Below are 20,210 nucleotides of genomic sequence, written 5' to 3' on the forward strand. Positions count from 1 at the left end.
CTGATGCAAGCGCGGGGGCTACAATGCGGGCATGACCGAACGCGCCATGCCCTTCGATTCGCTCAAGCCCCTGGCCGGCCGCACGCTCGAGGCGGCGCTCAACCGCGCCCTGGCGCTTGATCCCGATACCCGCGACGGCCTGCGCGCGCTCGACGGCCGCAGCGTCGCCCTGCACGTCGCCTCGCCCAATCTCGCGCTGCAGGTCACCGTCGCCGGCGACCGCCTGCAGATCGGCCCGGTGGCCGCGGCCAGCGAGCCGGACCTGTCCGTGCGCAGCACCCTGGGCGGACTGATCGCGCAATTGCCGTTCTTCCGCAACGACCATGCCCCGCCGGTGGGCAAGCTGCGCATCGAGGGCGACGCCGACCTCGCGCGCCGCCTGCAGCGCCTGGCCGAACGCTTCGATCCCGACTGGCAGCAGCCCTTCGCCACCGTGTTCGGCGACGTGCTCGGGGTGCAGATCGCCAACGCCGTGCGCGCCGCGTTGCGCCACGCCCGCGACGCGGGCGGCGCCTTCGCCGCGAATGCGGCCGAATACGTCACCGAGGAGTCGCGCGACGTCGTCGGCCGCGACGAGTTGAATGCGTTCTTCGACGATGTCGATACCCTGCGCGACGACGTCGAACGCGTCGCGGTGCGGGTGGCGCGCCTGCGCGCAGGCGGGGGCGTGCGCGCATGACGCCGGTGTTCCGCGCCTGGCGCATCGGTCGCGTACTGCTGCGCTATCGCCTGGATGCACTGCTCGACGACACGCCCGCGGAGCGCTGGCTGCGGCTGGCGCGCCCGTTCGTGCCGCGCGCCCCGGCGGAAGTCGCGTCGCAATCGCCCGGCGCGCGCCTGCGCCTGGCGCTGCAGGAGCTCGGTCCGATCTTCGTCAAGTTCGGGCAGATCCTGTCGACCCGCCGCGACCTCGTGCCCGCCGACATCGCCGCGGAACTCGCGCTGCTGCAGGACCGGGTCGCGCCGTTCGACGGCGAGGCCGCGCGCGCGATCGTGGAAGCCGCGCTGGGGCGCCGCATCGACGCGGCCTTCGCCAGCTTCGACACTACGCCGCTGGCTTCGGCGTCCATCGCGCAGGTGCACGCGGCAACCCTGCATGCGGACACGGGTGCGACGCCGCGCGAGGTCGTGGTCAAGGTGCTGCGCCCGGACATCGAGCGCAAGATCGCCGCCGATATCGCCCTGCTCAAGGCCGTCGCCGGCGTGGTCGAACGCACCCACCCGGCCGCCGACAAGATCCGCCCGCGCGAGATCGTCGCCGAGATCGAGAACACCCTGGCCGCCGAACTGGACCTGCAGCGCGAGGGCGGCAACGCCAGCGTGCTGCGCCGCTTCTGGCAGAACAGCGACGACCTGTACGTGCCGGAGGTGATCTGGTCGCACACCGCCGAGCGCGTGCTCACGCTCGAGCGCGTGCGCGGCATCCCGTCGGACGACATCGCCGCGCTCGACGCCGCCGGCATCGACCGCCATGCACTCGCCGCCAAGGGCGTGCGCGTGTTCTACACCCAGGTGTTCCGCGACAACTTCTTCCACGCCGATGCGCACGCCGGCAACATCTGGGTGGACAGCGACCCGGCGCGCAAGGCCAACCCGCGCTTCATCGCGCTCGACTTCGGCATCATGGGCCAGCTCTCCGACGAGGATCAGTACTACCTCGCCGAGAACTTCATGGCGATCTTCAACCGCGACTACCGCCGCATCGCCGAACTGCACGTGCAGGCCGGCTGGATGCCCGCGCACATCCGCATCGACGAACTGGAAGCCGCGGCGCGCGCGGTGTGCGAGCCGTACTTCACCCGCCCGCTCTCGGAAATCTCGCTGGCCGAAGTGCTGGTCAAGCTGTTCCGCACCGCGCAGCGCTACGAGCTGACCCTGCAGCCGCAACTGATCCTGCTGCAGAAGACCCTGCTCAACATCGAGGGCGTCGGCCGCCTGCTCGATCCGAAGCTGGACATCTGGGCGGTCGCGCAGCCGGTGCTGTCGAAGATCCTGGTCGAGCGCTACAGCCCGCAGCGCCTGGCCAGCGAGTTCCGCAAGCGCCTGCCGGAGTTCGTCACCCACGCGCCGGAAATGCCGCGCCTGCTGCACCTGTGGCTGCAGCAGCAGGTCGAGGGCAAGCACGCGCTGAGCATGCAGTCGTCCGACCTGCGCGCGCTGACCCGCGCGCTGCAGAGCGCGCAGCGCCGCACCATCGCCGCCATCTTCGGCACCGGGCTGCTGGTGGTGGCGGCGTTGCTGTACGCGCTGGAGGCCGGTGGCCCGCGCCTGCTCGGCGTGCCGGCGTTCGCCTGGATCGCGGCGATCGGCGGACTGTGGGCCGTGCGCGCGGCGTGGCCACGGCGCTCCTGACGCTCCTGCCGGACGCACTCGCGCCGGCAAACACGGCCGTGCCAATATCGGATCAGTGGCCCCGGTCAGGCCGAGCGAGCAACGCTTGGGGACGATCCGTTTGGCAACCAGACGCGCGCAAACCCGCGGCAACACCCGCCTGCCGATCCTGGCAGGCCTGCTCGCGTGGGTGGCGGCGGCCGGGCTGGTCACCCTGCTGCTGTATTACGTCGATGCCAAGGCGCGGCTGGAAGCGGCCGGCAGCGTGCGCAGCGCGCTGGGCGAGGCGCGCGACGAGATCGACCGGCGCCTGGAAACCGCACTCGCCGTGCCCGAGACCCTGGCGGCGGTGATCGCCGCGGAGGAGCGCATCGACAAGGCCACCTTCGAGGCCGTCGCCTCGCGCCTGGTGCGCGCGAACCCGTCGATCCGCAACGTCGCGCTGGCGCCGGGCGGAGTGATCACCGCGATCCATCCCCGGCGCGGCAACGAAGCGGTGCTCGGCCTGCGTTACGTCGATGTCCCCGCCCAGTACGAGGCGGTGCAGCTGGCGATCCGCTCGCGGCGCACGGTGATCTCCGGCCCGATCCGGCTGATCCAGGGCGGCACCGGCCTGGTCAGCCGCACGCCGGTGTTCCTGCGCGGCCCCGGCGGGCGCGACACCCGCTACTGGGGCCTGGTCTCGCTGGCGGTCAACGTCGATCCGCTGTTCGTCGACATCCGCCGCATCGCCGAACGCAACAACCTCGCCATCGCGGTGCGCCACCCGGATGCCGCCGGGGTGGGCGAGGCCACGTTCTTCGGCGACCCGGCGGTGTTCAACACCGAGCCGGTCACCATGTCCTACCCGCTGCCCGGCGGCGGCCGCTGGGAGCTGGCCGCGGTGCCGGCCGAAGGCTGGGCATCGGTGCGCGTGCCGGCGTGGGTCCGGGTGCTGCTGCACCTGCTGGCGCTGCTGCTGGGGTGGCTGACCTACCGCATGCTGGCCAGCCAGGGCCGCGACCGCATGCTCGCGGGCCACGACGCGCTTACCGGCCTGCTCAACCGCAAGTCGTTCGACCTCCAGCTCGACGAGGCGATGCAGCGGACCGAACCGCGCAGCTGCGCGCTGGTGCTGATCGACCTCGACCGTTTCAAGCCGGTCAACGACAACTACGGCCACCGCGCCGGCGACCTGGTCCTGCAGCAGGTCGCCGAGCGGCTGCAGCAGGTCACGCACGGCGACGACACCGTGTATCGGCTGGGCGGGGACGAGTTCGCGATGCTGCTGCAGGGCAAGCGCCATACCCGCGAGCTGTTCCACCAGGTCGAACGCGCGGTCGAACTGATCCGCCAGCCGGTGGTGCTGCCCGACCGGCACAGCGTGAGCGTGGGCGCGTCCACCGGCGTGGCGGTGTTTCCCTCCGGGGATGCGCCCGAGCGCGGCAGCGAAGTGTTCGACCGCGCCGATCGCGCGCTCTACCGCTGCAAGACCCAGAACGCCAACGGCGCGGCGGACGCGCTGGAATCGCTGCGCTGAGCCGGTCGCGCGCGCGGCGCTAGCGGCCCTCGCGCTTGTCGGCCGTTTGTCCTTTCGCCGCCTTGGCGAAATCGCCCGCGGCGTACACGCTCACGGTCTCCGGTTTGAAGTGGCGGCGGATCGCCGCGTTGACCTGCGCGACGGTCAGTGCCCGCAGTCGCGCATCGATGTCCGCCGACCAGGCCATGGTGCGGCCCAGGTAGAGGTAGCGCGACAGCACGCCGGCAACCACGTCGTCGTCCGCGCGCGCCTGCGCGCGCTGGGTCAGCATCTCGCTGACCGCGTCCTGCAGCTCGCCGGCGGTGACGCCGTCGCGGACCAGCCTCGCCAGTTCTTCGCGCATGCCTGCGACCAGGCGTTCGACGTTTTCCGGTGCGGCGATCGCCTGGATGTCGAGGCTGCCGGCGTCGTCCCTGCCATCCGGACTGGCATCGGCACTGAGGCTGCTGGAGACGCCGTAGGTCAGGCCCTCGCGCTCGCGCAGGCGCGTGCCCAGGCGCGAGGCCAGCGTACTGCTGCCGAGTACGTGGTTGGCCACCATCAGCGCCGGGTAATCGGGGTCGGTGTCGTTGAGCGCCAGGTTGGCGCGCGCGGCCACCACCGCATTGGCCTTGTCCGGCGTTTCCATCCGCCGCGATTCGGGCGCGACTTCGGTGTAGCGGGTGTCGATGGCGACGTACGGCGCAGGCGATTTCCAGTTGGCGAACAGCGCCTGCAACTGCGCCTTCACCGCCACCGGATCGAAGTCGCCGACGATCGCGATCTCGCCCTGCGCGGTGCCGTAGAAGTCGCGATGGAATGCGGCCACGTCGGCGAGCTTGAGCGCCTTCCACTGCGCGAGCTGCTGGTCGAGCGAGCGGAACGCGAGCGGATGGTCGGCCGGCCACGGGTCGAAATGCGCGCCCAGGGCCTGCGACACCACCGTGCCGGGCTCCTTGCGCGCCGCTTCCAGGCCGGTGATCGCCTGCAGCCGCAATTGCTCGAATTCGGCTGGCGGAAACGCCGGGTGCCGCAGCAGGTCGGCGGCCAGCGCCAGGGCGTCGGCCAGGGTGTCGCGGCGGCTGTCGAAGCCGATGTAGGCGCCCTGCAGGCCGCCGCCGACAGTGCCGGTGGTCTTGAGCGCCTCCAGCCGCTGCGCGATCTGCTCGCGGCTCAACGTCGTCGAACCCCGCATCAGCATCGCGCCGGCGACGCTGGCGGCGGGCGCGGGATGGCGCTTGAGGGCGGCGACATCGGCGAAGCGGAAATTGGCGCTGACCTGGACCGTGTCGCCGCGCGTGTCCTTGGGCAGCAGCGCGACCTTGAGGCCACCGCCGAGGACGAAGCGCTGCGTGCGCGCATCGAGGTTGGCCGGGGTCGGGTCGAAGGTCTCGCCGGCCGCCACCGCGGCCTTGCCGGCGTAGCCCGCCAGCTGCGTCGCGACCGCTGGCGCGGCGGGAATTTCCGCGCGGTCGGCGGCGTCGGTCGGAATGAAGCGTCCCAGCGTGCGGTTGCTCGGCTTGGCGTAGGCACGCGCGACCCGGTTGACGTCGGCGGCGGTGACCTGGTCGATCTGGTCGCGGCGGAGGAAATACAGGCGCCAGTCGCCGGCGGCGACCGCGCTGGTCAGCCCCATCGCGACCGCATTGACGTCGGTGAGGTTGCGTTCCCAGGCGTTGGCGATGCGCTGCCGGGCCTGCGCGACTTCCTCGGCGGTGACCGGCTGGGCGGCGATGCCTTCGACCTGGCGCAGCAGTTCGGCCTGCGCCTTCGCCACGTCGCCGTCCGGCGGCACCACGGCGATGAGGTTGAGCAGGCCGGCGTCGCGCAGGTTGTCGCTGCCGGCGCTGGCCGCGGCGGCCAGCTTGGTCTCCACCAGCGCCTTGTGCAGGCGCCCGGAGGGGATGTCGCTGAGCACGTTGCCCAGCACCGCCAGCGCCGGACCGTCGGCATGGTTCACCGACGGCACGTGGTAGGCCGCCACCAGCACGCGCATGTCGCCGCTGCGGCGCACGGTGACCTCGCGCTCGCCGTCCTGGCTCGGCTCCACGGTGTGGGCCACGGGCAACGGCGTGGCCGGCTTCCGCACCCGGGCGAACGCGGCATTGGCCAGCGCCAGGGTCCTGGCCGGATCGATGCGGCCGGCGACCACCAGGGTGGCGTTATCGGGCCGGTACCAAGTGCGGTAGAACGCCTGCAGGTTGGCGATCGGCACGCCTTCCACGTCCGAGCGCGCCCCGATGGTGGGGTTGCCGTAGTTGTGCCAGAGGTAGGCGGTGGAGCGCACGCGCTGCATCAGCACGCCAACCGGACTGTTCTCGTTGCGCTCCATCTCGTTGCGCACCACGGTCATCTCGCTGTCGAGGTCCTTCTGCGCGACGAACGAATGCACCATGCGATCGGCTTCGAGCCCGAGCAGCCAGGCCAGGGTGGCGTCGTTGGCCGGGAACGACCCGTAATAGTTGGTGCGGTCGAACGAGGTGGTGGCGTTGGCCGCGATGCCGCGCTTCTTCAGTTCGGCGGCGATGTCGGCGTGCGTCGGCGTGCCCTTGAACAGCAGGTGCTCGAGCAGGTGGGCCATGCCGGTCTCGCCGTAGTTCTCGTGCACCGAGCCCACGCCGTAGGCGAGGTTCACCGTCACCGTCGGCGTGGTCGCATCCGGGAACAGCAACACGCGCAGGCCGTTGCCCAGGGTGTATTCGCAGATCCCTTCCAGGCAGGGCCCGGCGCGCACGTTGCGCGGCAGCGCGGCCACGCTGTTGGCGGCACTCGTGGGCGGCGCCGCCATCGACGCCGCGCCGTGCGCATGCGCGGCGACGAACGCCAGGGTGCAAGCCAGCGCGAACGCGCGCGGGCGGAAACGGTGGGGCATGCAAGCCTTCCTTGCTGACGCGTGTGGCGATGGGTCGCGTGGGCGACAATGGATTGTAGCCACCGCCCGTTATTTCCATGATCGAGTCACCACCCACGCCGACCGCGGACGCCACGGTGCCGCTGCTGTACTGCGACGACGTGCTCGCGATCGTGAACAAGCCAGCCGGGCTGATGGTCCACGACAGCAAGCTCGCCGGCGGCGAACTCGACTTCCTCGCCGATCGCCTGCGCGAACAGCTGGGGCGGCCGATCTTCCTGGTGCACCGCCTCGATCGCGCCACCAGCGGCTGCCTGCTGCTCGCATTCGATCGCGACACCGCCTCGCAGCTGGGCCGGGTGCTGATGTCGCGCGAGGTCGAGAAGGATTACTGGGCGGTCTGCCGCGGCTGGCCGGCGGAGCATTTCGTCATCGACCATCCGCTCGACGGCGGCCCCGGCAAGCCGCAGAAGAAGCCGGCCGTGACGCGCTTCACCCGCCTGGCGACGTGCGAACTGGCGATGCCCTCGCAGGATTTCGCCACTTCGCGCTACGCGCTGCTGCTGGCACGGCCGGAGACCGGCCGCTTCCGCCAGATCCGCCGCCACCTCAAGCATGCGTTCCACCACCTGGTCGGCGACACCAGCCACGGCGACGGCCGCCACAACCGCAACTTCCGCATGCTGGGGGTGCATCGCATGCTCCTGCACGCGCGCCGGCTCGCATTCGCGCACCCACGCAGCGGCGAACGCATCGAGGTGGAGGCGCCGGTGGACGCGGAGTTCGCCAAGGCGCTGGCGTTGTTCGGGTTCGAGGCGTAACGGCCTCGCGCCGACTCGGTCGTGGCGCGTTGTTGATCGCGGCGCGCGCCATACAATGCGCGAATGCTGCCGGTCTCCGAACACCTGGCGATCCCCGACGAGGAACTGGTCGAGCGCTTCGTGCGTTCCTCCGGTCCCGGCGGACAGAACGTCAACAAGGTCGCCACCGCGGTCGAGTTGCGCTTCGACATCGCCAACTCGCCCTCGCTGCCCGAGGCGGTGCGCGCGCGCCTGCTCGCCAAGCGCGACCGGCGCGTCACCGATGCCGGCGTGCTCGTGCTCAACGCGCAGCGGTTCCGCACCCAGGAGCGCAATCGCGAGGACGCACGCGAGCGCCTGGCGGCGTTCGTCGCTTCCGGCCTGCACGCGCCGACCCCTAGAATCGCGACGAGGCCGAGCCGCGCCGCCAAGCAGCGCCGGCTCGACGCCAAGCGCGAACGCAGTACGATCAAGAAGCAGCGCACCGGCCGGAACTGGGATTGACCCAGCGGCGCGGTCGCGCGGGGAAACCGGAAGTCGGATGAGCGACGACAAGCCAACGGTGTTGCCGCTGCCGCCGAATGCGCCGCGGATGAAGGGCGGCGCGCTGAGCCGCTGGCTCGGGCTCACCCTGCTGCGGCTGGGGGGCTGGCGCATGGCCGGCGAGTTTCCCGACATCCCCAAGCTGGTGCTGATCGGCGCCCCGCATTCCTCCAACTGGGACGGCATCTGGGGCCTGGCCGCCAAGCTCGCCCTGGGCCTGGACATCAAGATCCTGGGCAAGGATTCGCTCTTCAAGGTGCCGGTGATGGGCTTCGTGCTGCGCCGCCTGGGCGTGATCCCGGTGGACCGCAGCGCGGCGCATGGGGTGGTCGCGCAGTCGGCGGCGATGATCCGGCGCGCCGCGCGGTTCTGGTACGGCCTGGCGCCCGAGGGCACGCGCAAGCCGGTCGAACGCTGGAAGACCGGCTTCTGGAAGATCGCCAAGGCCGCCGAGGTGCCGATCCTGCCGGCGTACTTCCACTACGGCGACAAGGTGATCGGCATCGGCCCGCTGTTCGAGCCGGGCGAGGACATGGCCGCCGACATCGAACGCATCCGCGCCTGGTACCGCAGCGTGTCCAAGGGCAAGTTGCACGACGTTTGAGCGGGCCCGCGCGGCGCCGCGGGCGCGACGTCGAAATGTGACGCGTTGCGCACGTGCGCGACCCGATGGGTCAGCGATTCCGTCGGCGGGAGACGCGCACGGGCGTCCTTGGCCGGTCTGGCACGAGTTATGCGTCACATACGGCACGGTCCGCAGGGCTTCCGGGGGGACCGACAGGGGCGGAAGTCGGCATCCGGGCGCAGCGCCCGCGGCCGGCAGCCGTGACAGTCAACGCGCCGCTCGCACGCCTTCTGCGCCGCGCGGCGCCGGACGGAATGGGGAAGGGAATGTACAGGCCCAGCCGGCGGGTCCTCGCGATCGGATTCGGACTGTGCGCGCTGCTGGGCGCGCTCGGCGTCTGGGTGCTCCTGCACCCGGCCAGCATTTTCGTGCAGCCCTGGCGCGCACAGCGCACCGCAAGCCCGGTGGACGACGTGCTGCTCGGTCCGTATCCGGTCGAGGCCGACTTCGTCGCGCTCAGGCAGCGCGGCGTCACCACCATCATCAGCCTGCTCGAACCCAGCGTCCCGTACGAGAAGGTGCTGCTCGATCAGGAGCGCGAACGCGCCGCGCGCTACGGCATGACCGTGAAGAACTTCCCGATGGGCAGCATCCTCGGGCAGAAGTTCGGCGACGATTACGTACGCAACTCCAAGGCCGCCGCGCAGGCCGCGCTCGACGCCGACGGCCTCGCCTACATCCACTGCTATCTGGGCCTGCACCGCGCCCGTAACGTGCAGGGTTACCTGGCCATGCAGGTGCGCACCAGCAACTACGCCGGCACCAACGCCAGCGCGAGTGCGGCCGACCTCGACAACGAGCACGCGGCGCAGGCCGCGTTCGACCGCCTCGACTACCAGGGCAGCCTTGCCGCGCTGGCCAGGATCCAGCACAAGGGCCTGCGCGCCGCGCGCCTGGAGGCCTGGAACTACTACCGGCTGCTGCGCATCGGCGAGGCGCGCGCACGCTTCCGGCGCGTGCTCGACGAGTACCCGGACGACCTGGATTCGCTCGCCGGCCTCGCCTACAGCAGCCTGGCCGAGAACCGCCTCGACGAGGCCGAACTCGCCTTCACCCAGATCCTCAGCGCCACGCCTGGCGACGTCGCCGCGCTCGAGGGCCTGGGCCACGTGCGCTATCGCCAGGCGCGGCCCGACGAGGCGCGGACGCTGTTCGAGCGCGCCGCCGCACTGAATCCCGCCAACGTGGAAACGCAGCAGATGCTGGCGCGCCTGCGCAGCGGGGCGGCCGCGTCTGCGTCTGCGTCCGCGAGGTTGTCCGCAAAACCGTGACCAATGCGTTTGCAGTTGCCGTTGTCCTGAAGAAAAAGAAGGTGCAGTCGTGGACTTCCTGATCTCCGCCCACCCGCGCGTCGTATTCGCCTTCTGGCTGGGCGTCGTCGTCATCGCGATGGCGCTGCTGATGCTCGCGGTCATCCTGGTGATGCGCCAGGTGGTGATGCGCCGCGAGCGCAACCGCATCCGCGCGGCGACGCACTGGCACCAGATCCTGCTGGACTCCGCGCAGGGGCTGGCGACCTCGCCGCCGTCGCTGCCGCGCGGCGACGTGCCGGGGTTCGTCGATGCCTGGAACCACGTGCACCAGTCGCTGGGCGGACACGACGACTCCGGGCTGCAGCGCGTGGCGCGCGAGATCGGGCTCGAGCAGCACCTCAGCGTCGCCATCGACCACGGCAGTTTCCACAACCGCGTGATGTCGATCGTCGCCCTGGGCTACCTGCGCAGCCGCAACCAGTTCGAGAAGCTGGCCCGCTACCTGGACGACCGCAGCACGATCATCTCGTTGAGCGCCGCGCGTGCGCTGATGCACATCGATCCCGCGCGCGCGGTGACGATGCTGGTCCCGCACATCGTCGAGCGCCATGACTGGCCGCAGGGCGGGGTTGCCCAGATCCTGCACGACGCCAGTCCGTCGCTGGTGTCGAAGGAACTGAGCGAGGTCGCGCTGCGCGCCAACGCGGACGTGGCGCCGCGGCTGGTCCGCTTCCTGGCCGACGTGAGTCCGAGCGCCGCCGCGCCGGTGATCCGCAATGTGCTCGCCTCGCATCCCGACGACCACCTGATCTCCACCTGCCTGCAGGTGATGAGCGATGCCGGCGACATCGAACTGATCCGCTCGCTGCTCACCCACGAGCGCTGGCACGTGCGCATGCATGCCGCCTCCGCGCTGGGCCGGCTGGGCGGGGCGGAGGACGTGCGGTCCCTGCTGCCCTTGCTGGCGGACTCGCAATGGTGGGTGCGCTACCGCGCCGCCCAGGCGATCAGCCGCCTGCCCGGCGTCGAGGCCGAGGAGATGCTGCGCCTGCGCGCCGGCCAGACCGACCGCTTCGCCTGCGACGTGCTCGACCAGGTGATGGCAGAACGCCACATGGGGGTGGACCAATGAATGCCGCCGTGACGACCCTGCCGCCGGGGGCGGTGAGCGCGCTGGAATGGCTGCAGTGGGTGTTCTTCGCCTACTTCATCGTCATCAACGTGACTTACCTGGCGCTCAACTACATCTCCATGTTCGGCATCGTGCGGCACATGCACGAGCACGGCACGAAGTTCATGTGGAACAACTTCCGCGCCTACCAGCCGCCGGTGAGCATCGTGGTTCCGGCCTTCAACGAGGAGCGCACCATCGTCTCCTCGGTGCGCTCGCTGCTGCGCCTGGGCTACCCGAACTTCGAGATCGTGGTGGTCAACGACGGTTCCACCGACAACACCCTGGCCGAGGTGGTCAAGGCGTTCTCGCTGGTCGAGTTCCCCGAGGCCTACCGCAAACGCATCAAGACCCGGGACGTCCACCGCGTCTTCGCTTCGCCGGCGTACCCGAACGTGCGCCTGGTCGACAAGGTCAACGGTGGCAAGGCCGATGCGCTCAACGCCGGCATCAACTGCGCACGCTATCCGCTGTTCTGCGTGGTCGATGCCGACTGCATCCTGCAGCAGGACAGCCTGGCGCGCGTGGTGCAGCCGTTCCTCGAGGATTCCACCACGGTGGCGGCGGGCGGCGTGATCCGCGTGGTCAACGGCTGCCAGGTGAAGGACGGCTTCCTCACCAAGGTCGACCTGCCGCGCAAGATGCTGCCGCTGGTGCAGACGGTGGAATACCTGCGCGCGTTCCTGTTCGGCCGCCTGGGCTGGTCGCCGATGAACGCGCTGCTGATCATCTCCGGCGCGTTCGGCGTGTTCTACAAGGAACGGGTGATCGCCGCCGGCGGCTACCACGGCGATACCGTCGGCGAGGACATGGAACTGGTGGTGCGCCTGCACAAGCAGCTGCGCGAGGAGAAGCGCGATTACCGCATCACCTTCGTGCCCGATCCGATCTGCTGGACGGAGGCGCCGGAGGACCTGGGCTCGCTGCGGCGCCAGCGCATGCGCTGGCAGCAGGGCCTGGCCGAAAGCCTGTTCGCGAACTGGCGCCTGATGTTCCGGCGCAACGGTGGCGCGGTCGGCTGGATCGCGTTCCCGTTCATGCTGTTCTTCGAATGCCTCGGGCCGGTGATCGAAGTGCTCGGCTACGTCTCGATCATCGTGCTCGGCTTGGCCGGGGTGCTGTCGCCGGAAGCGTTCTTCGTGTTCCTGTTCGCCTCGGTCGGATTGGGCGTGCTGCTGTCGACCAACGCGCTGGTGCTGGAGGAACTCTCGTTCCACCTGTACCCGCGACCGGGCCAGCAGGGCAAGCTGTTCCTGGTCGCCATCTTCGAGAACTTCGGCTACCGCCAGCTGACCTCGGTGTGGCGCCTGATGGGGCTGGCGCGCTGGCTGATGCGCCTGCGTGGACGCTCGCGCTGGGGCCGCGTGCACCGCAACCCGTCCTGGCAGCACGAGGGCGAGGCGGAGGAGAGCGTGCCGGCGCCGCACGTCGCCGGCATCTCCGGCGGAAGCTGGCCGCCCGGTTCGCCCGACCGCAGCCGATGAACCTGCAACGGATTTCCTGATCAACCATGGAGAGCAACATGCGTCGTGGCCGCACCCCCCTGACCGTCACGGCCCTGGTGCTGGCCTGCGCGCTCGCGCTGGCGCCGGCGGCGTTCGCGCAGCAGGCCGGCGCCGCAACCGGTGCGGAGAGCTACGACCAGCAGTTCGCGCGGGCGCGCGACCTGGCCAGCAACGGCCAGCGTGAGGAAGCCATCGCGCTCTACACCGCGATGCTGGCGCAGTCGCCGGGCAATGCCGACGTGCTGCTGGCGCGCGGCCGCACCAACGCGTGGATGCAGCGTTGGCCGCAAGCCGAGGCCGACCTGCGCGCGGTCACCGCGGCGACGCCGGATTACGCCGACGCCTGGTCCGCGCTGGGTGACATGTACCTGTGGAGCGATCGCCCGCAGCAGGCGGCCGACGCCTACGCGCGCTGGTCGCAGCTGAGCCCCGCCGATCCGGCTGCGGCGATCGCCATGGGGCGCGCGCATCGCGCCGCGGGCGATGCGGCCGCGGCACAGCGCGACTTCGAAGCCGCACGCACGCGCGGCGCCGACGCGGCGCAGGTCGACGACTACCTGGCCTCGCTGCAGCCGCGCATCGTCGAACCGGACGCCGTGCTGCCGGCCGGCTACCGGTGGGCGCTGCGCGTCGGTGGTACGCACACGAGCTTCGATCCGTCCGCGCGCGAGAGCTGGAACGAGTACGAAGTCGCGCTGCGGCGCAAGTTCGACCGCGGTTCGCTCGCGCTGGAGATGCTGCGCGCGCAGCGCTTCGGCGAGCATGACACCGCCTGGGCGCTGGATGGCTACGCGTCGCTGTGGCAGCGCGCCTACGCCAACGTGCGCTACCAGCGCGGCCCCGACGGCGGCCTGTTTCCGGACAACGCGTGGCGCATGGAGCTGTTCCAGGGCGTCGGCCAGGGCTGGGAGCTGTCGGGCAGCTACGACCACCTCGAATTCGGCGGCGCCGACACCGACATGTACGGCGTGGGCGTCGGACGCTACTTCGGCAACTTCTACGCGCGCTACCGCCTGCTGCACGTGCCGGGCGTGGGCTCGGGCAGCCTCGACCACCGCGCGCAACTGCGCTGGTACTACGCCGGGAATGCCGACGACTACTTCGAGCTCAGCGGCGGCCATGGCCGCAGCCATGAACTCGATGCCGGCGGTTTCGACCGCGTCGTCGCCGACAGCCATTCCTCGTTCGGCGCGTCGTACGTGAAGTTCTTCGCGCCGCATTGGGGGTTCAAGCTCGGGGCGGGCGTCGCCAACGACGTGGATGGCTTCGATGAGCGCAGCGTCACTGCCACGCTCTACTCGCGCTGGTGACGATCGCGCGTGGCGCGCGGCGAACATTGCCGGTGCCAGATTGGCGACAGCGGCGCCGGCACGGCCGACGGGATGAAACCCGCATGCCGGTGACGCAATGGCTGCTGGCCGCGCTGCTCGCAGCCGCAGTGCCGCCGGCAACGGCTGCGCCGCGCGGGGTGTGGACCTGGGAGCGCGACAGTTACGCGATGCTCGAATCGCGCGCCGATGCCGAGGTGGCGTTCGCGTTCCTGCGCGAACACGGCGTCGACACGATCTACCTGTACGCCGACGGCTACCAGGGCCGCAACCTGGTGGCCGCGCAGCCGCAGGCGTATCGCGACTTCATCGACCGCGCGCATCGGCGCGGCTTCCAGGTGTATGCGCTGCTCGGTTCGGCCCATCTCAACACCGAGCGCTACATCCTCCCCGAGCATCGCCGCGAAGCGCTGGCGATGCTGCAGCGCGTGCTCGACTACAACGCCCATGCGCCCATCAGCGCGCGCTTCGACGGCATCAATCTCGACATCGAGCCGCACCTGCTCGCGCAGTGGGACGACGCCCACCGCGAGGACCTGCTGCGCGACTTCCTCGAGATCGGCGCGGAATGGATGCGGATGAAGCGCGCCTCCGGGCAGGCGCTGCCGATCGGGCCGGCGGTGCCGTTCTGGTTCGACGGCATCGCGGTGCGCTGGCGCGGGACCGTCAAGCCGGCCAGCGAGCACCTGGCCGACCTGTACGACTACCTCGCGCTGATGGACTACCGCGACCACGCCGACGGCCGCGACGGCATCGTCGCGCACGCCGCGCGGGAGATGGCCTACGCTCAGGCGGCCGGCAAGCGGGTGGTGATCGGGCTGGAACTGGGCCCGAACGAACTGCAGAAGGTCACCTTCCACCATCGCAGCGAAGCCGACCTGGACCGCGCGATGGCCGCAACGGCAGCCGCGTACGCCCGCTCACCTGCGTTTGCCGGCTTCGCGCTGCACCACTACCGCAGCTATCGCGAATGGATCGACGCGCAGCGCGCGCGCTGAGTCCTCAGCGCGCGGATTGCCCGGTCTCGTCGTAGCCGCCGCGCTCGAACAGCGCCGGCTTGATCAAGGCGATGAACGCGCGCGCCTGCGGCGACAGGAACTTGCCCTTGCGCACCACCACGCCGTAACTGCGCGAGGGGAAGTACTTCGCCAGCGAACGTGCGGCCAGGCGTCCGCGGTCGGCATCGGTCAGGCAGATCGCGGTGACGATGCTGATGCCCAGGCCCATCGCCACGTACTGCTTGATCACCTCCCAGCCGCCCACTTCCAGGGCCACGGTGTAGGGCACGCGGTTCTGCTGGAACACCAGGTCGACCAGGCGGTAGGTGGTCAGGCGTTGTGGCGGCAGGATCAGGCCGTAGGGCGAGAGGTCCTGCAGGGTGAGATCGTGCTTGCCCGCCAGCGGATGCTCGCGCGGCGTGATCAGCATCGGCTCGAAGCGGTACACCGGCGCGTAGTCGAGGTCCGCGGGCACGTCGAGCATGGAACCGACGGCGAGGTCGACGGCGTCCGAGCGCAGCAGCTCGAGGCCGCCGGCGCCGGTGACGTTGTGCAGGCTGAGGCGGACCTCGGGGTGCCGCGCCTGGAAGGCTTCGACGATCTTTGGCAACAGGTAGAGGATGGTGGAACTGCCGGCGGCGACGTGCAGTTCGCCGGCGTCCAGGCCGCGGACCCGGTCGCGGAAGGCGCCGTCCAGGCCGTCCAGGCCCTCGACCAGGGGCCGCGCCAGCTCGTACAGCTCCTGACCCTCCCGGGTGAGGGTGATGCGGCGCCCGCTGCGCTCGAGCAGACGGGTGCCCAGGTCGCGCTCCAGCGCCTGCAACTGCAGGGTGACCGCCGGCTGGCTGAGGAACAAGGCCTCGGCCGCGCGCGAGATCGACCCGAGCCGCGCGGTCTGGCAGAACGCGCGCAGGGGCTTGAGGCGGTCGCCCTTGTAGGCGAAACGGGGGGCAGGAGGCGGTTTGGCCGTCATCGTTTCGCCACGATATTAATAAAGCTAATGCAATGTATTGAAAAAACTTGATTGTCTTATACCACACTTGACCGCATGGTCACGCCTCACCCGTTACATCGAACACGTGAGGAGCGAACGCATGTCGGCAGTGCTGGAAACGCGGGACTTCGGGTCCGATGCAGGGGGCGTCGAAGTGCGCGCGGCCCATCCCGAGGTCGCCCACCTGCTCACGCCGGCGGCGCTGGCCTTGCTGGCCGACCTCCACCGTCGCTTCGAACCCGTCCGCCAGGCCCGTCTGGCCGCGCGCCGCGAACGCCAGGCCTACTTCGACGCCGGCGGGCTGCCCGACTTCCGTACCGATACCGCCGCCATCCGCGCCGGCGACTGGCGCGTCGCGCCGCTGCCGGCCGCGCTGCAGGACCGACGCGTCGAGATCACCGGCCCGACCGATCCGAAGATGGTGATCAACGCGCTGAACTCCGGCGCGAGCTGCTACATGGCCGACTTCGAGGATTCGACCGCCCCGACCTGGGCGAACCTGCTTGCCGGCCAGCGCGCGCTGCGCGAAGCCGTCGCGGGCACCCTCGAGTTCACCGCGCCCGCCGCCGACGGCGTTCCCGGCAAGCACTACGCGCTCAAGCCGTTTGCGCAGCAGGCGGTGCTGCTGGTGCGCCCGCGCGGCTGGCACCTCGAGGAGAAGCACGTGCTGGTCGACGGCGCGTCGCTGTCCGCCTCGCTGTTCGACCTCGCCCTGTTCGCCTTCCACAACGCGCACGCGCTCGCGGCCAAGGACCGCGGTCCGTACTTCTACCTGCCCAAGCTGCAGTCGATGGAAGAGGCGCAGCTGTGGAACGACGTCCTCGAGCACGTCGAAGCCGCGCTGCAGCTGCCGCCGGGCCAGCTCAAGGTCACGGTGCTGATCGAAACCCTGCCGGCGGTGTTCGAGATGGACGAGATCCTGTACGTCCTGCGCAGCCGCATCGCCGGGCTCAACTGCGGGCGCTGGGATTACGTCTTCTCCTACATCAAGACCTTCCGCGCGCACCGCGACAAGGTGCTGCCCGAGCGCGGCCAGGTGACGATGACCCAGCCGTTCCTGCGCGCGTACTCGGAGCTGCTGATCCAGACCTGCCACAAGCGCGGCGCGCACGCGATGGGCGGCATGGCCGCGCAGATTCCGATCAGCGGCGACGACGCCGCGAATGAAGCGGCGCTGGCCAAGGTGCGCGCCGACAAGCTGCGCGAGGTCACCGCCGGCCACGACGGCACCTGGGTCGCGCACCCGGCGCTGATCCCGCTGGCCAGGCAGATTTTCGACGAGCGCATGCCCGGCCCGAACCAGCACGGCGTGCGCCGCGAGGATGTGCACGCCACCCGCGACGACCTGATCAAGCCGAGCCTGGGCACGATCACCCGCGCCGGCTTCGAGAACAACGTCGAGGTCTGCGTGCGCTATCTCGCTGCCTGGCTCGACGGCAACGGCTGCGTGCCGATCCACTGGCTGATGGAAGACGCCGCGACCGCCGAGATCGCGCGCACCCAGCTGTGGCAGTGGCTGCACACGAATGGCCTGCACCTCGACGACGGCAGCGAAGTCGACCTCGCGCTGTTCGAACGCGCCCTGATCAACCTGCCGACGAAGCTCGGCGACCGCAGCAGGCTGCCCGGCGGCAGCCGCATCAGCGAGGCGATCGGAATGCTCGACCGCCTCACCCACGCCGACACGCTCGAAGAGTTCCTGACCCTGCCTGCGTACGCGCGGCTCGACTGACCCCACGCACGCCACCTCCACCGCGCCAACGCCGAAGAACCAGAGGGATACGCCATGAACAAGCAAGCCACCGCCGACCAGCTCCGCCACGACTGGCAGACCAACCCCCGCTGGGCCGGCGTGACCCGTCCGTACTGCGCCGACGACGTGGTGCGCCTGCGCGGCACCGTGCAGGTCGAGCACTCGCTCGCGCGCCTGGGCGCCGAGAAGCTGTGGAACTCGCTGCAGCGCGAGGATTTCGTCAACGCCCTCGGCGCGCTCACCGGCAACCAGGCCATGCAACAGGTGAAGGCCGGCCTCAAGGCGATCTACCTGTCGGGCTGGCAGGTCGCCGCCGACGCCAACATCGCCGGCGAGATGTATCCGGACCAGTCGCTGTACCCGGCCAACTCGGTGCCCCAGGTCGTGCGCCGGATCAACAACACGCTGCTGCGCGCCGACCAGATCCAGCACGCCGAAGGCGGCGGCGACGTCGACTTCCTGCAGCCGATCGTGGCCGACGCGGAGGCCGGCTTCGGCGGCGTGCTCAACGCCTTCGAGCTGATGAAGGGCATGATCGAAGCCGGCGCCGCCGGCGTGCATTTCGAGGACCAGCTCGCCTCGGTGAAGAAGTGCGGCCACATGGGCGGCAAGGTGCTGGTGCCCACGCGCGAGGCGATCGAGAAGCTGGTGGCCGCGCGCCTGGCCGCCGACGTGATGGGCGTGCCGACGCTGATCGTCGCGCGCACCGATGCCGAAGCCGCCGACCTGATCACCTCCGACATCGATGCCAACGACCAACCGTTCGCCACCGGCGAGCGCACGGTCGAGGGCTTCTACAAGACCCGCAACGGCATCGACCAGGCGATCAGCCGCGGCCTGGCCTACGCGCCGTACGCCGACCTGGTGTGGTGCGAGACCGGCAAGCCGGACCTGGAATTCGCGCGCAAGTTCGCCGAGGCGATCCACGCGAAGTACCCGGGCAAGCTGCTCGCCTACAACTGCTCGCCGAGCTTCAACTGGAAGAAGAACCTGGACGACGCCACGATCGCGACGTTCCAGCAGGAACTCGCCAGCTACGGCTACAAGTTCCAGTTCATCACCCTGGCCGGTTTCCACAGCCTCAACTACGGCATGTTCAACCTCGCGCACGGCTACGCGCGCCGGCAGATGAGCGCGTTCGTCGAATTGCAGGAAGCCGAGTTCGCGGCGGCCGAGCGCGGTTTCACCGCGGTCAAGCACCAGCGCGAGGTGGGCACCGGCTACTTCGATGCCGTGACCCAGGTGATCCAGAACGGCCAGTCCTCGACCGTCGCGCTGAAGGGCTCGACCGAGGAAGAACAGTTCCACGAGCAGAAGGCCGCCTGAGGTCGCACTGACCGGGGCAGGCGCCCGCGCGCGGCTGCCCCGATTCATCCCCACGGCCTGCGCAACGCCGGCCTGCCGCCGCATGTCCGACCGCGCTGGCCGGGGGCGGTGCCGGGCCGCGTTGGTCATCCAGATCGGGTGATATCCTCAACCCTTCCGCAGGGCCGGGTACGTGTGGATGAAGCGCAGGACTGCGACGGAGTCGCTGCAGGACACCGCCATGTCGACCGCGGCCCCGGATGCGGCGGCCGCGGCGCTGACGCCTGCCGAGTACGCGCTGTTCGCCGAGGTCGGCCGCCCGCGCCGCTGCTACGCCGGCGAGACCCTGTTCCGCCGCGGTGACCTGGGCACCACGATGTACGTGATCGCGCAAGGCGCGGTCGATCTCGACTTCGGCGACGACCTCGTGTCCAAGCGCCTGGGTCCGTACGAATTCTTCGGCGAACTCGGCCTGCTCATCGGCGACCACGCGCGCAGCGCCGACGCGGTCGCGGCGATGGACGGCGAACTGATCGAACTGCGCCACGAGGAGTTCCAGCGCCTGGTCGACGACGATCCGTCGCTGGTCTCGCATTTCCTGCGCCGCGCGATCATGCGCGTGGTGCTCAACGAGCAGAGCCTCATCCGCCGCCTGCGCCGGCGCAACCAGGACCTGCAGTCGGCGCTGGATTCCCTGCGCGCGACCGCGCACCAGCTCAACCAGACCGAAGAGCTGATCCGCACCGACGAACTCACCGGCCTGCACAACCGCCGCGGCCTGGCCCAGCACCTGTCCGAACGCCGCCGCAACGGCTCGCTCAAGGGCCTGGGGCTGGTGCTGATCGATTGCGACCGCTTCAAGCAGGTCAACGACGACCACGGTCATTTGGTCGGCGATCGCGTGCTGCAGAGCATCGCCAGCATCCTGCGTTCGGTGGCGGGCGAAGGCGACATCGCCTGCCGCCTGGGCGGCGACGAGTTCTGCCTGGTGGTGGGCGCCGACAACCGCGAGGCCGTCACCGGCATCGCCGACTTCATCGTCACCACCACGCGCGGCCTGATGCAGGTGCCGCGCCACGCCGAGCCGGGCGAGGCGCCGCTGGCCTGCTCGGTCAGCATCGGCGCCTGCCTGATCGACGGCGGGCGCGACTGGAACGACTGGTACGCGCAGGCGGACACGGCGCTGTACCGTGCCAAGCGCCTGGGCGGCAATCGCGTGGAATGGCAGGACGACGCGATGGCCGCGGCCTGAATG

General features: G+C 70.2%; 16 protein-coding genes. 14 read left to right on the plus strand and 2 right to left on the minus strand.

Features of this window, described 5'->3' with window-relative positions:
• Positions 1-31 precede the first annotated feature (31 nt).
• The 3 genes from BP05_RS11985 to BP05_RS11995 all read left to right on the plus strand — a co-directional run bounded on the left by BP05_RS11985 (position 32) and on the right by BP05_RS11995 (position 3,850).
• Positions 32-679 carry a ubiquinone biosynthesis accessory factor UbiJ gene (locus BP05_RS11985; protein WP_496363722.1) on the plus strand — a complete coding sequence of 216 codons (648 nt, stop codon included), beginning with the start codon at positions 32-34 and terminating at the stop codon, positions 677-679.
• Positions 676-2,352 (plus strand): ubiquinone biosynthesis regulatory protein kinase UbiB, encoded by a 1,677-nt coding sequence (gene ubiB, locus BP05_RS11990; protein WP_496363724.1) that lies wholly within the window; start codon positions 676-678, stop codon positions 2,350-2,352. Before BP05_RS11985 ends, ubiB begins: the two co-directional genes overlap by 4 nt.
• Positions 2,353-2,452: 100 nt before the next feature.
• Positions 2,453-3,850 (plus strand): diguanylate cyclase domain-containing protein, encoded by a 1,398-nt coding sequence (locus BP05_RS11995; protein WP_496363726.1) that lies wholly within the window; start codon positions 2,453-2,455, stop codon positions 3,848-3,850.
• Between the two features lie 19 nt (positions 3,851-3,869).
• Here BP05_RS11995 and BP05_RS12000 read toward each other — a convergent pair whose 3' ends face one another.
• Positions 3,870-6,701 carry a M16 family metallopeptidase gene (locus tag BP05_RS12000; protein WP_496363728.1) on the minus strand — a complete coding sequence of 944 codons (2,832 nt, stop codon included), beginning with the start codon at positions 6,699-6,701 and terminating at the stop codon, positions 3,870-3,872.
• A 77-nt stretch (positions 6,702-6,778) separates the two neighbouring features.
• Between BP05_RS12000 and BP05_RS12005 the strand changes: the two genes are divergently transcribed.
• The 8 genes from BP05_RS12005 (at position 6,779) to BP05_RS12040 (ending at position 14,903) form a co-directional block, all read left to right on the plus strand.
• Complete coding sequence (locus BP05_RS12005; protein WP_496363730.1) at positions 6,779-7,501, plus strand: pseudouridine synthase; 723 nt, start codon at positions 6,779-6,781, stop codon at positions 7,499-7,501.
• A gap of 63 nt (positions 7,502-7,564) precedes the next feature.
• Positions 7,565-7,984, plus strand: a complete 420-nt coding sequence (gene arfB / locus BP05_RS12010; protein ID WP_496363732.1) for an alternative ribosome rescue aminoacyl-tRNA hydrolase ArfB — start codon at positions 7,565-7,567, stop codon at positions 7,982-7,984.
• Between the two features lie 37 nt (positions 7,985-8,021).
• Positions 8,022-8,627: a lysophospholipid acyltransferase family protein gene (locus tag BP05_RS12015; protein WP_496363734.1), complete on the plus strand. Its 606-nt coding sequence runs from the start codon at positions 8,022-8,024 to the stop codon at positions 8,625-8,627.
• A 287-nt stretch (positions 8,628-8,914) separates the two neighbouring features.
• Positions 8,915-9,919, plus strand: coding sequence for a tetratricopeptide repeat protein (locus BP05_RS12020; RefSeq protein ID WP_496363736.1), 1,005 nt, complete (start codon positions 8,915-8,917; stop codon positions 9,917-9,919).
• A gap of 49 nt (positions 9,920-9,968) precedes the next feature.
• Positions 9,969-11,033, plus strand: coding sequence for a HEAT repeat domain-containing protein (locus tag BP05_RS12025; RefSeq protein WP_496363738.1), 1,065 nt, complete (start codon positions 9,969-9,971; stop codon positions 11,031-11,033).
• An 8-nt stretch (positions 11,034-11,041) separates the two neighbouring features.
• Complete coding sequence (locus BP05_RS12030; RefSeq protein WP_496363740.1) at positions 11,042-12,556, plus strand: glycosyltransferase family 2 protein; 1,515 nt, start codon at positions 11,042-11,044, stop codon at positions 12,554-12,556.
• Between the two features lie 38 nt (positions 12,557-12,594).
• Positions 12,595-13,887, plus strand: coding sequence for a YaiO family outer membrane beta-barrel protein (locus BP05_RS12035; RefSeq protein ID WP_496363742.1), 1,293 nt, complete (start codon positions 12,595-12,597; stop codon positions 13,885-13,887).
• 83 nt (positions 13,888-13,970) lie between these two features.
• On the plus strand, positions 13,971-14,903 hold the full coding sequence (locus tag BP05_RS12040) for a hypothetical protein (RefSeq protein WP_496363744.1): 933 nt from the start codon (positions 13,971-13,973) through the stop codon (positions 14,901-14,903).
• 4 nt (positions 14,904-14,907) lie between these two features.
• On the opposite strand, the gene BP05_RS12045 is transcribed toward BP05_RS12040, so the two are convergent.
• Positions 14,908-15,876, minus strand: a complete 969-nt coding sequence (locus BP05_RS12045; RefSeq protein WP_496363746.1) for a LysR family transcriptional regulator — start codon at positions 15,874-15,876, stop codon at positions 14,908-14,910.
• Between the two features lie 121 nt (positions 15,877-15,997).
• Here BP05_RS12045 and aceB point away from each other — a divergent pair, with 121 nt between their 5' ends.
• The 3 genes from aceB (at position 15,998) to BP05_RS12060 (ending at position 20,207) form a co-directional block, all read left to right on the plus strand.
• On the plus strand, positions 15,998-17,629 hold the full coding sequence (gene aceB / locus BP05_RS12050; protein WP_496363748.1) for a malate synthase A: 1,632 nt from the start codon (positions 15,998-16,000) through the stop codon (positions 17,627-17,629).
• Between the two features lie 54 nt (positions 17,630-17,683).
• Positions 17,684-18,976 carry an isocitrate lyase gene (aceA, locus tag BP05_RS12055; RefSeq protein ID WP_496363750.1) on the plus strand — a complete coding sequence of 431 codons (1,293 nt, stop codon included), beginning with the start codon at positions 17,684-17,686 and terminating at the stop codon, positions 18,974-18,976.
• 220 nt (positions 18,977-19,196) lie between these two features.
• On the plus strand, positions 19,197-20,207 hold the full coding sequence (locus BP05_RS12060) for a GGDEF domain-containing protein (protein ID WP_496363752.1): 1,011 nt from the start codon (positions 19,197-19,199) through the stop codon (positions 20,205-20,207).
• The last annotated feature ends 3 nt before the right edge of the window (positions 20,208-20,210 follow it).

It is taken from the genome of Lysobacter oryzae DSM 21044 (genome assembly GCF_059568595.1).

Excerpts from the sequence above, each read along its gene's own strand:
- BP05_RS12015 (WP_496363734.1), top strand. The coding sequence starts at position 8,022 with ATGAGCGACGACAAGCCAACGGTGTTGCCGCTGCCGCCGAATGCGCCG.
- BP05_RS12000 (WP_496363728.1), bottom strand. The coding sequence starts at position 6,701 with ATGCCCCACCGTTTCCGCCCGCGCGCGTTCGCGCTGGCTTGCACCCTG.
- BP05_RS12040 (WP_496363744.1), top strand. The coding sequence starts at position 13,971 with ATGCCGGTGACGCAATGGCTGCTGGCCGCGCTGCTCGCAGCCGCAGTG.
- BP05_RS11985 (WP_496363722.1), top strand. The coding sequence starts at position 32 with ATGACCGAACGCGCCATGCCCTTCGATTCGCTCAAGCCCCTGGCCGGC.
- BP05_RS12020 (WP_496363736.1), top strand. The coding sequence starts at position 8,915 with ATGTACAGGCCCAGCCGGCGGGTCCTCGCGATCGGATTCGGACTGTGC.
- aceB (WP_496363748.1), top strand. The coding sequence starts at position 15,998 with ATGTCGGCAGTGCTGGAAACGCGGGACTTCGGGTCCGATGCAGGGGGC.
- arfB (WP_496363732.1), top strand. The coding sequence starts at position 7,565 with ATGCTGCCGGTCTCCGAACACCTGGCGATCCCCGACGAGGAACTGGTC.
- aceA (WP_496363750.1), top strand. The coding sequence starts at position 17,684 with ATGAACAAGCAAGCCACCGCCGACCAGCTCCGCCACGACTGGCAGACC.
- BP05_RS12005 (WP_496363730.1), top strand. The coding sequence starts at position 6,779 with ATGATCGAGTCACCACCCACGCCGACCGCGGACGCCACGGTGCCGCTG.
- BP05_RS12035 (WP_496363742.1), top strand. The coding sequence starts at position 12,595 with ATGCGTCGTGGCCGCACCCCCCTGACCGTCACGGCCCTGGTGCTGGCC.
- ubiB (WP_496363724.1), top strand. The coding sequence starts at position 676 with ATGACGCCGGTGTTCCGCGCCTGGCGCATCGGTCGCGTACTGCTGCGC.
- BP05_RS12060 (WP_496363752.1), top strand. The coding sequence starts at position 19,197 with ATGTCGACCGCGGCCCCGGATGCGGCGGCCGCGGCGCTGACGCCTGCC.
- BP05_RS12045 (WP_496363746.1), bottom strand. The coding sequence starts at position 15,876 with ATGACGGCCAAACCGCCTCCTGCCCCCCGTTTCGCCTACAAGGGCGAC.